Source organism: Enterococcus rivorum (genome assembly GCF_001742285.1).
Taxonomy (GTDB): domain Bacteria; phylum Bacillota; class Bacilli; order Lactobacillales; family Enterococcaceae; genus Enterococcus_L; species Enterococcus_L rivorum.
In genome coordinates, this window is sequence record NZ_MIEK01000009.1 from 61,165 (window position 1) to 73,818 (window position 12,654).

The 12,654-nt window shown below is 34.8% G+C and carries 10 protein-coding genes; all 10 read right to left on the reverse strand.

All coding sequences use genetic code 11. The features are described 5' to 3' along the window. Positions 1-41: 41 nt before the first annotated feature. The gene (murC, locus tag BCR26_RS04330) at positions 42-1,379 is read right to left on the reverse strand and encodes a UDP-N-acetylmuramate--L-alanine ligase (RefSeq protein ID WP_069697747.1); all 1,338 of its coding nucleotides are present in this window, start codon (positions 1,377-1,379) and stop codon (positions 42-44) included. A 238-nt stretch (positions 1,380-1,617) separates the two neighbouring features. Next, a complete protein-coding gene (locus BCR26_RS04335; RefSeq protein ID WP_069697748.1) occupies positions 1,618-2,493 on the reverse strand; it encodes a hypothetical protein in 876 nt (291 codons plus the stop codon). Positions 2,494-2,660: 167 nt separating this feature from the next. After that, positions 2,661-3,203 carry an FMN-binding protein gene (locus tag BCR26_RS04340; RefSeq protein ID WP_069697749.1) on the reverse strand — a complete coding sequence of 181 codons (543 nt, stop codon included), beginning with the start codon at positions 3,201-3,203 and terminating at the stop codon, positions 2,661-2,663. A 143-nt stretch (positions 3,204-3,346) separates the two neighbouring features. Further along, the gene (gene asnS, locus BCR26_RS04345; RefSeq protein WP_069697750.1) at positions 3,347-4,645 is read right to left on the reverse strand and encodes an asparagine--tRNA ligase; all 1,299 of its coding nucleotides are present in this window, start codon (positions 4,643-4,645) and stop codon (positions 3,347-3,349) included. 52 nt (positions 4,646-4,697) lie between these two features. Next, the gene (locus tag BCR26_RS04350; protein WP_069697751.1) at positions 4,698-5,888 is read right to left on the reverse strand and encodes a pyridoxal phosphate-dependent aminotransferase; all 1,191 of its coding nucleotides are present in this window, start codon (positions 5,886-5,888) and stop codon (positions 4,698-4,700) included. Between the two features lie 130 nt (positions 5,889-6,018). Next, positions 6,019-6,525, reverse strand: a complete 507-nt coding sequence (locus BCR26_RS04355) for a cell wall elongation regulator TseB-like domain-containing protein (protein WP_069697752.1) — start codon at positions 6,523-6,525, stop codon at positions 6,019-6,021. A gap of 85 nt (positions 6,526-6,610) precedes the next feature. Then, the gene (locus BCR26_RS04360; protein ID WP_084387014.1) at positions 6,611-9,403 is read right to left on the reverse strand and encodes a helicase C-terminal domain-containing protein; all 2,793 of its coding nucleotides are present in this window, start codon (positions 9,401-9,403) and stop codon (positions 6,611-6,613) included. Between the two features lie 145 nt (positions 9,404-9,548). Further along, positions 9,549-11,072: a hypothetical protein gene (locus BCR26_RS04365; protein WP_069697754.1), complete on the reverse strand. Its 1,524-nt coding sequence runs from the start codon at positions 11,070-11,072 to the stop codon at positions 9,549-9,551. Positions 11,073-11,293: 221 nt separating this feature from the next. Continuing rightward, a complete protein-coding gene (locus BCR26_RS04370; RefSeq protein WP_069697755.1) occupies positions 11,294-12,244 on the reverse strand; it encodes an SPFH domain-containing protein in 951 nt (316 codons plus the stop codon). Further along, positions 12,231-12,446 carry a hypothetical protein gene (locus tag BCR26_RS04375; RefSeq protein ID WP_069697760.1) on the reverse strand — a complete coding sequence of 72 codons (216 nt, stop codon included), beginning with the start codon at positions 12,444-12,446 and terminating at the stop codon, positions 12,231-12,233. Before BCR26_RS04375 ends, BCR26_RS04370 begins: the two co-directional genes overlap by 14 nt. Between the last annotated feature and the right edge of the window lie 208 nt (positions 12,447-12,654).

Genomic DNA, 12,654 nt, shown 5'->3' on the forward strand with positions numbered 1-12,654 from the left:
CTGATTTTTAGTTTTGTTCCATCCTCTCCTAATAACTAAAATTATAAAACGTTTCTAGTAGTGTTGCTTAACAAGTTTTCATAGACTTGTTCAAATTTTTGAACATCACCGGCACCCATAAAAATCATAACAGAGTTTTCAAAATCTAATAGTGGCGAAACATTATCTTCTTTGATTACTTGTCCACCTTTTTCAATTTTTGCTCCTAGATCTTCAATTTTTACGTCTCCTTGTTTCTCTCTAGCTGAACCAAAAATATCACAAAGGAAAACATGATCGGCCAAATCCAAGGCCTTAGCAAAATCATCCATTAAAGCAATTGTACGAGTAAAAGTATGTGGTTGGAAGACCGCAATAATTTCTTTATCGGGGTATTTTTGACGAGCACCATCAATAGTCGCAGCAATTTCTGTTGGATGATGAGCATAATCGTCAACAATAATCATGTCTCCTACAGTTTTTTCTGTAAAGCGACGTTTAACACCTTTAAATGTTAACATTTCTTGTGCTACTTTTTCCATATCTAATTTTTCAAAATAGGCAACTGCAATGACGCCTAAAGCATTCATGAGGTTGTGGTGACCAAACGCTGGTAAAACAAAGTGTCCGACAAAATCATTTTTGTAGTAAACATCAAAAGAAGAACCTTTTGTTGTCCGCTCAATATTTTTCGCTTGAATGTCATCATCATCGTTTACACCATAATAATAAACAGGGATATCAACCTTTAATTTACGTAAATACTTGTCGTCTCCATAGGCAAAAATTCCTTTTTTAACTTGATCTGACATCGATTGGAAAGCGGAGAAAACATCTTCAATGCTTTCATAGTAATCAGGGTGGTCAAAATCAATATTAGTCATAATCACATAATCAGGAGAATAGGCTAGGAAATGTCGGCGATATTCACAAGCTTCAAAAGAGAAAAAGGTTGCATCTGGTTCACCGTGTCCTGTTCCATCACCAATCAAATAACTAGTAGGTTCAATCCCACTTAATACATGAGAAAGCAAGCCTGTTGTACTTGTTTTCCCGTGAGAGCCTGTTACCGCAATGCTTGTATACGGTTGAATAAAACGACCGATAAAGTCATGATAACGAATGATTTCAGCACCTAATTCTTTTGCTCGCACCAATTCTTCGTGTGTATCTGGAAAAGCGTTACCTGCAATAACAATCATTTCTTTTTGAACATTGTCCGCATTGAAAGGCAAAATATTCACCCCTGCTTTTTCCAAATCACATTGCGTAAAAAAATACTCTTCTACATCTGACCCTTGAACTTTTAAGCCCTTTTCATGTAAAACTAATGCCAAAGAACTCATACCAGATCCTTTAATTCCAACAAAATGATGTAATTTATTGTCTTGATTTCCCATCATAATCCTCTTCTCTAAATATCTATATAAAACGTATCTTTTTTGTAAATGAAAAAATCGTACGAAATCAATTATCATACAAAACAAAAAAATAATCAACCGATAGACAAGAAAAAACTTACATTTTTTTTAATAATGTAAGTTTTCAGCCCCTCTTTACGCTGTTTTTTGAAATAGATTGACCTATTTAACAACATTTTGCGTAATTAATTTTCTATCTACAATTTGGTACAAATTATTAATTAAAATACTTACTATTTCCCATCTCATTGCTAGAATCTTCAATAATCCCACTTAGAGATTTATCTAGAATACTCCGCTTCTTTTCTTGCTCTGCTTCTGCAACTTTTTGCCCATAAGCTGTTTGATTCTTAGCATTGGCTTTTGCAGACTTCAATTCTTTTCTAGATCTTGGTAAAGAATGACTAATATCAGTCTTTCCAAAACGTTCCATATCAGGTTTAATTTGTTGGTATTGTCTTCTAGTAACTGGGATTTCAGGTGCATCTGAAGGAATATTAAATTTCGTAACAGTATCATCCTCTTCAGCATTTTTAACTTGGAAAACAGCCGGTTCGTCATCAAACAATAAGTAAGAACTTTTATCTTTTTTCATTGCAGAGACTAATTCTTCTTCTGTAAATACAGGCCCTTCATCTTCTGGAATAACGGATGCAGGGATATACTTTGGCACAAAATAAGAACGTTCATCGTAACTATAGTTTTTTGAAATAGAGGTTTTTTTAGGTGAGCTTTGTTCTTTACTTCTAAAATCATAATTATTACGACTAGGTCTCGAACCAAACAAACTAGTTTTCTTCTTCACTCCTGAAACTCTGTTAGTTGGTTCATGAGTAGCAGAATAGTTTGGTAAATTTGATTTATGTTTTGCCAGCTCTTCTTTTTGAGATCGGCTATGATTCATATTCTTAGTTGATTCCATCGGTTGCTTTACAATATTTAATCCATCATTATCCATCTGTTGTGCTGATTGTGCCATAGATTCCTCTTGAAATAATACTCGCTTGTTTTCTGGAGTTAATTTCACACCTAATGTATCGTCATAGGCTGGAAAACGAAAATGTTTTCTCTTCACTTGTGTACTATTCACCATTTAAGTCATTCCTTTTTCATACTTTCTGCCATTTTACCATAAAATCAAGGATATCTAAACCAATTCCCTTCTTTTTATCGAAAAGGCAAATAAAAATATCAAAAAAGCCATCATCTATAACAAATACAGATAATGGCTAAAGTCTTTTAAAAGAAATCTATTTTTGCTTATTTTCCTAAATCCAATGTATGTGTACCAGTTTCACCTTTTTCAGCAAACATTAAAGCTTCTTCAGCTAACTTCTTAAAGTTTTCAGAAGAATGAGTCGCACCGGTCACTACTTCAACTTCATTAACATTTTGAGTTTTAATTAATTGATCCGCAAGTTCTTTCGTATATTTCTCTGGATAGGTTTTACTTCCTGCCTCCATCTTTTCTTTGTAGGTTGCATCAGCAGTTTTCAACTTTCCATCTTTGTCGACTGCGTCATAAGTAACTTCTGAAATTTTTCCATCTTTAATTACTAATTCAACATGCTCTTTCCAACCGTTTTCGTCAAATTCTTTCGCTTCTACTTTATACGTTCCATCTGTATAATTCGCAATCGCTGTGTCACTTGACCCCATCATTGAAGATTCTTCCATCATACTGCTCGATGCTGAACTTGCTTTATCACTTGAGGAATGATTTGTTTTCTTGTCACCACCACAGGCAGTTAACAATAATAATGAAGCAAATACAGCCATTCCTAATCCAATCGTTTTTTTCATATAAAAACCTCCTGTAATTTTGTTATTTCTACAAAATAAGTCTAGCACCACAAATTTTTTTTAGCAAATGATATCCCTTATTTTAGAATCAAAAAAACAGCTAGGGCCAATTTTATTAATTAGCTCTAGCTGTGCTCTATTTTTTAAGGATAAATACGATTTAATAGACGTGGGAATGGGATTGATTCACGAACATGCTCGATACCTGCTAACCAAGTAACTGTACGTTCTAAACCTAAGCCAAATCCAGCATGAGGAACCGAGCCGTAGCGTCGTAAATCTAAATACCATGAATACTCTTCTTCATCTAAGCCACAGTTACGAATTTCTTCTAATAAATACTCAAAATCAGTTGCACGTTCAGAACCACCAATAATCTCACCGTATCCTTCGGGTGCAATCATATCAGCACATATCACAACATCTTCCCGTGTCGGATGTGGTTTCATATAGAACGGTTTGATTGCTTTTGGATAGTTCAAAATAAATACTGGTTGTTCAAAAGAATTAGCAATAAAGGTTTCGTGAGGAGAACCGAAGTCATCGCCCCACTCAATATCTTCAAACCCATTTTTCTTCAGCAGCTCTACCGCATCATCGTAACTAATTCTTGGGAATGGCAATGTTGTATATTTTTTAAGCAATTCTTTGTCTCTTTCCAATACATCTAACGCATAATCACAATTATCTAAAACACTTTGCACTAAGAAAGCAACATATTGCTCTTGTACTTCTAAACTTTCTTCTTGATGCATAAATGCCATCTCTGGTTCGATCATCCAAAATTCAATCAAATGACGACGTGTTTTGGATTTTTCAGCACGGAAAGTCGGCCCAAATGAGAATACTTTGCCAAAAGCCATTGCCGCAGCTTCCATATACAATTGACCACTTTGAGATAAATAAGCTTCTTGATCAAAATAATTAGTATGGAATAATTCTGTCGTACCTTCTGGTGCGCTACCTGTTAAAATTGGTGGATCAATTTTGACATAACCGTTATCGTTAAAGAATTGATAGGTTGCTCGAATAATTTCATTACGAATTTGCATAACGGCATGTTGTCTTGACGAGCGTAACCATAAATGACGATGATCCATCAAGAAATCTGTTCCGTGTTCTTTTGGAGTAATCGGATAATCAGTACTTTCTCCCACAACCTCAATGCCAGAAATCCCAACTTCATAACCAAATTTAGAACGGCTATCTTCACGAATTTCTCCAGTAATTAAAACAGCCGTCTCTTGGTTTAAACTTTTTGCAAGCTGAAATACTTCTTCTGGCACTTCACTTTTCACAACGACTCCTTGAAAATAGGCCGTTCCATCACGTAATTGCAAGAAAGCAATTTTACCACTTGAACGTTTGTTAGCAACCCACGCTCCGATTTTTACCGTCTCTCCTACATGTTTTTTAGAATCAATAATTTGAATTTGTTCCACAAAAGTCTCTCCCATTCGCTTTACTTTTTTACCTATCCCGAATTAAGTATTTTTAACGCTCAATTTTACTTACTACAAATTTTTCTATCCTAGAAATCGCTTCTTCTAATGTATCTAAGTCCGTTGCGTAGCTAATCCGAACATATTCTGGCGCCCCAAATCCAGCACCTGTAACTAACGCTACATGCGCTTCTTCCAGCAAGTCATCAACCCACTGATTGACGTCAGTATAACCTGAAAGCTCCATCGTTTCTTTAATATTAGGAAACAGATAGAATGCCCCTTGTGGTTTCACTAATTTAAACCCAGGGATTGCCGCTACTCTAGGGAAAATCGTATTCAACCGTTCTTCAAAAGCTTGGCGCATCACTTCAATGGTCTCTTGATTACCGTTTAGAGCCTCCACAGCAGCATATTGACTAACAGCAGTTGGATTACTCGTGGATTGAGACGCAATTTTATTCATTGCTGCAATAATCGTTTCATCTCCCACAGCATACCCTATACGCCAGCCTGTCATCGCATAAGATTTTGATACTCCATTAATAATAATGGTTTGCTTACGAATTTCTTCAGAAACAGTTGCAATTGGTGTAAACTGGTTTCCATTATAAACTAACTTGCCATAAATATCATCAGAAACAATTAAGACATTATTGGAAACTGCCCAATCTCCTATCGCTTGAAGTTCTTCTTTGGAATAAATCATACCTGTTGGATTAGAAGGGGAATTCAAAATCATCATTTTAGTTTTTTCTGTCCGAGCTGCTTCTAACTGTTCTACCGTTACTTTAAAATTCTGCTCTTGCTGACAAGAAATAAAAACTGGGTTCCCTTCTGCTAATTTTACTTGTTCTCCATAACTCACCCAATAGGGAACCGGAATAATAACTTCATCTCCCACATTAAGCAGTGCTTGGAATAGTAAATAAAGCGCAAATTTTGCCCCATCTGTAACAATTACATTTTTGGGTAAGTAGCTTAAACCATAATTCTGTTCGATATATTTAGTAACTGCTTGCTTTAACTCTGGAATCCCGGAAGAAGGTGTATAGTAGCTTGCTTTTCCAGATTCAATCGCAGCAATCGCAGCTTTTTGAATATTCTTAGGTGTTGCAAAATCCGGCTCTCCCACAGTTAAACTTAAAACATCCAAACCTTTAGCTTTTAAAGCTGTTGCTTTTGCAGATGCCGCTAAAGTCACTGACGGTTCTAATTGCTCTGCACGTTTCGATAATCTCATACTTTACACTCCATCCATTTTTGACATTTTATAGTTTATTAGTTTTTTCCTTTAATCACTGAATGCTCCCGAACAATTCAGTCAAAAGTATAATTTCAAAAACTGACTATGCTTCAATTATATTTATTCTCTAAATATTTTTTATCACATTAATTTCTTCCGCATTCTCAAAAGAAAGCAAATAATAATTTAAGGACTTGTCGGGATTTTCAGCCACAACTTCCCAGGTCGCTTTCCCATCATACAATCCTAGATTTACTTTTTTGATGTTTGATTGTTGATAGTCTTGCACCATCACTTGACGAATTTGATTTTCTGAAACACCATCTTTTTGATTCAGTACTTTCACTGAATCTCCAGACTTAGGAATTAACACGATTAATTCATTGCCCTTATCATCTCTACCGACAACACTAAAAGAAGTTTCTTTCCTCGTAAACCAATAAAAATCATCTACTGTTTCTAGATTTGCGTATTCTTTTGCTATTTCGGTTGCTTCTTTTTCAGCTTGAGCCATTGAGTGATTTGATCGAATAAAAATAATAATCATACAAACAATAATTGCTAAAAGCGTCGCTATGAGTCCTAAAAGAAGCTTTATTTTCTTTTGTTCTGCTAGTTCTTCATTTTCTTTCAATTGCTTCGTCCTTTCAACACTTACTGGGTACCATTATAGCAGAAAAGCAAGTAATTTTAATAGTCAGTAATGGAATTTAAATCAGTTATTTCTTTAAGAATTCCTTTAATTCCAGTAGCATTTCTGAAAATGGTATTTCCTTGATTGGTAAATTCTTAGGCAAGGCTCGTTGCATTTTTTTGCCATATTTTGCGGTAACCAATCGCTTATCTAAAACAATTAGCACCCCTTTATCCTGTCGCGAACGGATTAAACGCCCTAATGCTTGTCTTAAGCGTAGAGTCGCTTTAGGCAAGGCTTCTTGTCCAAAAGGGTCAATTCCTTTATCTTCCAAATAGTTATAACGCGCTTTGACAAAGGGACGCTTTGGATTTTCAAAAGGAAGTCTCGTAACAATTAAAATTTGCAAAGCATCTCCAGGTAAATCTACCCCTTCCCAAAAACTATCCGCCCCTAACAAAATACTGTCTTTGGAATGAAAAAAACGTTTCAATAGCTTTTCTCGCCCGCCTGTTATTCCTTGAGCTAAAATTTCTCGACCTCGGTTTAACATATCAGGCTGCAATTTGTGATACACATTCGCTAAACTTTCGTGGGAAGTAAATAAAACTAAGATTGGTCGCTCTTCCTGATCAGATATCTCTCGAATAACAGAAGCAATATATTGTGCCAATTCATGTGGATTTGACTCTTGAATATTGATTGATTCTGTAGGTAAAAATAAACGAGCGTTATCTTCGTAATCATAGGGATCAAGAATTGTTTTAAAAACAACATCTGTTAAGCCAAGTTTGTCTGACAAATAATGTTTGTTTTTACCGAATTTCAACGTGCCACCGGTGTATAAAATTTTCTCATAGCGCTGATACCAGAGGGTGCTAGACAAAATGCTAGCCTCTAAGTTGTTAACCTTTAAAGTTACTTGACCTTGCTTATTCTCTAAGTATTCTTTTACCCAACAAGGTTGCCAATCATTTACAAAAATATCAAAACAGTCAATTACTTGCTGAACCGTCTCAAAAAAGCGCAATAATCGAACAAAAGTAATCCGCTCATTAACAGAAAAAGTTTCCAGATTTCTTTCAATAATTTGCTGAATCCTCTGTTGCATTTGTAGCATATCACTAAATAGGCTCTCTATTTTTTGAATCAGGATTTCCCCTTCGATTGACAGACCATCAAAAAGCTCTTTTTCAACCAGACGTTCTTCGCCAAATCGTCTCGTTTGCGAACTAGAAAATAGCTGCCTTAACTCAAAGAAAAAATCAGAAAATTCTTCTACAACCTCATTAAGTGATTGATCATAAATACGAACTAGCCTTGTTTCTTCTGGATAAGATTTTAGACTAGTGGAAACCTTATCAAATAATTGTTCTTTTTCTTGCAATAAGCTAACTTGTTTTTTAAAAGTAAAGTAATTAAACTGTTTTGACGAAATTCTACCAGCAATATCTGGTAAATGATGCGCCTCATCAATAATCAAAAAGGAGCTTTTAGGCAAAAGCGGAACCTCTCTTAATGTTTCTTGTGATAGGAACGCATGATTTACAATTAAAACGTTACTTTGTTTAATGTTTTTATGCAAAAAGCGGAGGAAATCTTCTTTGTATAAGGCTCCTTTTTCTGATAAAAATGCTGTACCTCGATGAATAACATCATACCAAAAAGGATGTTCTAACGTCGTTAATTGCAACTCATCCAAATCTCCCGTTTGTGTTTCCAATAGCCACACAAGTACGCCCATTTGGTACAGAACATACTGTTTTGCTTTGTTTGAGAAATTTAGTGTTGCTTTAAATCTTTGTAAATCCAGATAATGCCTATGACTTTTCACTACTGTTGCGTGCAATTTTTTTTCACAAACCTGATTCGCTAAAGCAATATCTTTTTCTAGCAACTGGTTTTGTAAAACAATCGAGACTGTACTTATTACAACAGGATTTTCCGGCGTTGCTAGATAGCTTAACGGGAATAAGTATCCTAGTGTTTTTCCTGTTCCAGTAGCCGCCTCAATAAACAGATCCTTATTTTCATCTTCTGTGAAGTGTTGATATACTAAATTCATCATCTTGCTTTGTTCCGCTCGATACCCTATTGTTTCAGAGAATCGCTTTTGTTTGGCTTTTTTACTTTTTGGGAAAGTATTTTTTCCGCCATATAATTGTTGTTGAAATAAAGGAACTTCTTTTTTTCTAAGAACCAAACCATCCACAACTTTTAATTGGTCTGATAATGGTTGAATATCATTTTTCATTTCTTCGTATATGTCTGAAATATAGTCATGGGTATTCATTCCAAGCTTATGACTAAGTTTCGTAATTTTTTCCATGGTTACTAATGGTAATTGATACATTTTTCGTTCAATTAATAATAACAATTCTGCCGTTACTTGTGCATCACTATCCGCTTGATGGGGATTATCATGTACTAATCCCAAACTTTCTGCCAAATCATTTAAGCGAAAGCTCTTCTCGGTTGGTAAAAAAACTTGCGCCAACTCTACCGTATCAATACCGGGTATTTTCAATTTAGGAGCTCCGCAACGCACCAATTCATGACTCAAAAATGCATAGTCAAAATAAATATTGTGAGCCACAAAGATTGTATCTGCCAATAAATTATAAATCGTTAACGCAACATCTTCAAAATACGGAGCCTTTTGGACACGAGTATTACTTATTCCAGTTAATCCTTGAATTTGCTTTGAAATTGCTTGATTAGGATTTATATCTGTTGCAAAACGTGAAACGATTTCTCCATTTTTTATTAATACGCAACCAAATTGAATGATGCGATCTGTCAACGGATCTGTACCAGTTGTTTCAATATCTACTACTGCATACATTTGCTTTTCCCTCATTAACACCCCGCCTTTCATCCATCATTGAAAATTATACTACAAACTGACATAATTTCATTATATTTTCTATAAGAAAATGCTTCCTTTGCAAATACTTTCTATTTAGTTGATAAAGTACATCAAAAACGAACAACAAAAAAGGCGCTCTAACAAAAAAAGGCTTCTAAAAATAGCCTTTTTTTTCTTCAAAATCTACAGGTGCAAAGCTTAATTTTTGCATATATTGGTCCATTAAAATATACCCTTCAAGTCTGCGTAATCGATCTGCAGAACAGCGAACTTTTTGCCCGAATAAACTACGGCTATAAGCAATTTCACGCATCTCATGTAAAAATTCATCTAGAGCTGCAACTAAATTTGAGCTACTTAATCTTCCACAGATTAACACATCTGTTTTTCTTTGCTTCAATACTTGCCCCCAAGAATAGTTTAAATATTCTGCTTGACCTATTTTTGCCAACAATTCTGCTCGCGTAATACTTTTTTTCTGTGTTTGGCTTTTTTTAGCTGTTCCCCTTATCCGCTTATTCATAAAATGTAAGTAAATTTTGTCTTCCAAACTTTCCATTTCATCTCTCGAAAAATCAGACCTTTTCTTCGGCAAAATCACTTTTTTTTCGGCCTCTATTCGTTGAAAAAAAGTGGGCCAATTAGCAAGTTTTGCTTTCGGAGTATTTCCTTTTTCCATAACTAAACGATTATAATCCAAAGAGCTTACTTTTTCTAATTCTATTGATTTTTTTACCAATGTTCTTTTTTTAGAAGAATTAATTGATTCTTTTTCATCAGGTATCTCTTTATTATCAGCTTGCTGCTGAAGTTGTAGATCAGATAGCGTTATTTCTTCGGAGTCTTTTTTTAGGTCGGAATCTGGATACCCCATTTTTTTGTTCTGGATATCTTCTAGAACTGGCAGTTGTTTCTTTGCCAACTCTAGTTTCAACTTTTTTCTAGCCACATCCATTTCTGGTTGAACAATCTTTGATGCCATTTCTTCAACGACTTCAGAAGGTAGCTCGACGACTTCTTCTGTCTCTCTAAGTCTTTTTGACTCAACTAAGTTGTCAGTCTCTTCTTCATTAATTAATAGTGGCTGTGCTCGTTTTAAATGAATCGTCCGAATACTTCTTGATATTATCGGATTAGATTCTGAACTTGTTTCTATTTTGGCTACGTTCATATTGTCATTTAAATCGTTAATGATTTTTCGCAAACGGAATATCTCGTTTGAGGTTTCCATTAGTTGTTTCATCATCGCTTTTAACTCGTCATTATTTGTCGTTAAGGCTCCACTATGCACTAAAGGTCGATCTACTTTTTCGATTGAAACGTTAGCAATCCACTCTTTCAAATTGATTTTCTGGGTTCTTGATACGGGTTCAAAACTTCCAAACAGAACAGAGTAAAACATAATTTCAGTTTCAACATATAGGTAGATTTTTTTCACTACAAGCTCTTCGAATTCATCTGTTTCATCCCAACTCTCACAAATTGCTTCAAAAAAAGCTTCTCCTTCAGCTAAATTTTGATAGTCTCTCGCCAAATTTAGTTTCCGTATCAAATAGAAAGAATACGGTGTCTCAACATTGTCTGCATAGATTTCTCGTCCAAGATGATTTGGATCAACCTCTTTACAAAGAAATATCGACTGTGTTGACTTTGTTTGCTGATTATTAATTATTCTCACTTCCCCTATTTTTTTCCTTCATAAGAATCGTACCATTTTTATGAAGAAAAAAATACTCTTTCCATTCAATTATATAGATAAATAACTAGAAATTCTCTCATGTTTTTCTACAAATAGCTTAATTTTAGAGAAAACCTATACCTGAAATCATTTAAACGTTCCATATTCATTTTTTTCAAAAAAAAGCTACCTGCTAAGCAAGTAACTTTTAATCATAAAGCTTACTCCTGATTCCCTTTGTTCCACAATTCTTTTACCACTGGAATATTCCCAAGTTCTGTCATGTTGCTTGGTAAGATAACTGTATTCGTATTGCTTTTTACCACATCTCTAAAGGCTTGAATGCCTAGATATGATAAGGCCTTTTCGTCAAGCTCACTTTCTTTGATTGCTTTATTTAGCTCGATGATTCTACGTTTATCAGCTTCAGTTAAAACAGCAATTTTTGAAGCCTCTGCTTCGGCATCAATTTGCATTCGATTTGCTCTAGCTTGAGCATCAATCATCGATTGTTTGGCACGTGCTTCGGCATCAATCTCCATTTCCGAGGCTTTTGCTTCTGATTCTAAAATAACAGACTGTTTTCGCCCTTCTGAAATGGTAATCGCAGATTCTTTGTCGCGACTAGCAGTAATTAATTTGTTCATTGAATTAATTATTTCATCCGATACTGATATTTCTCCAATATTAATCCGATCGATTGATAGCCCATAACCGGCAGTAATATCTTTGACACTATCATATAAACTAGTATTGATTTCCTCTGTACCGTTTAAGACTTCATTTAAATCCATTTTTCCGATAATTCCTCGTAAATTGGATTGACAATCTTGAATCATTGAGGTCACTGAATCTTCATTATCATAGACAAAAGCCCTGACGTCAGTCACATGGTACTTAATAGCTTCATCAATTTTTACAATTACATTGTCTTTTGTAATCACACTTTGAGGTTCAATTTCTAAAGGTGTTTGTTTCAAAGAGACTTTACCTCTAACAGTATACAAAACAGGAATTAAAAAATGCAATCCAGGATCAAGGGTCCTTACATATTTTCCAAAGCTTTCAATTACTTTGACTTCTCCTTGCTGTACAATGATAACCATTTTTGAGATTAACAATGTAATCACAGCTAAGAGGATAATAATTAAAATAATATTAGCGATTAACAATAAAATTCACATCACTTTCAAATAAACTATTGTCTACCACTACAAGCAGAAAATTTTCTGTAAAATCAACTACTTGGAGCATAGCATCTTTCTCTGGAACCCCTCCGACAACCTTATAGGTATAAGGGCTTCCTAAAATCCTTACCGTATCAATATAGTTTTCATTTTTTGCTCGAAAACATTTTCCTACTGTTTTTTCCATTTGATAGTCTGACACTATCCTCTAACCTCCTTTTAATTTATTTTATTCTAATTATACACTACAATAGGTAATTCCTGTAAATAATCTTAAGTAATTGGATCGCGATTTCATAATCGAGTAGGAGGCTAATCATTAATTGATTAGCCGACCTCTCACACCACCGTACGTACGGTTCTCGTATACGGCGGTTCAACTTTACATCACCTGT

Bases quoted from the DNA above. Each gene is read 5' to 3' on its own strand.
- BCR26_RS04375 (WP_069697760.1), bottom strand. From the start codon at position 12,446: ATGGAAAAAACAGTAGGAAAATGTTTTCGAGCAAAAAATGAAAACTAT.
- BCR26_RS04335 (WP_069697748.1), bottom strand. From the start codon at position 2,493: ATGGTGAATAGTACACAAGTGAAGAGAAAACATTTTCGTTTTCCAGCC.
- BCR26_RS04360 (WP_084387014.1), bottom strand. From the start codon at position 9,403: ATGAAAGGCGGGGTGTTAATGAGGGAAAAGCAAATGTATGCAGTAGTA.
- BCR26_RS04350 (WP_069697751.1), bottom strand. From the start codon at position 5,888: ATGAGATTATCGAAACGTGCAGAGCAATTAGAACCGTCAGTGACTTTA.
- murC (WP_069697747.1), bottom strand. From the start codon at position 1,379: ATGGGAAATCAAGACAATAAATTACATCATTTTGTTGGAATTAAAGGA.
- BCR26_RS04340 (WP_069697749.1), bottom strand. From the start codon at position 3,203: ATGAAAAAAACGATTGGATTAGGAATGGCTGTATTTGCTTCATTATTA.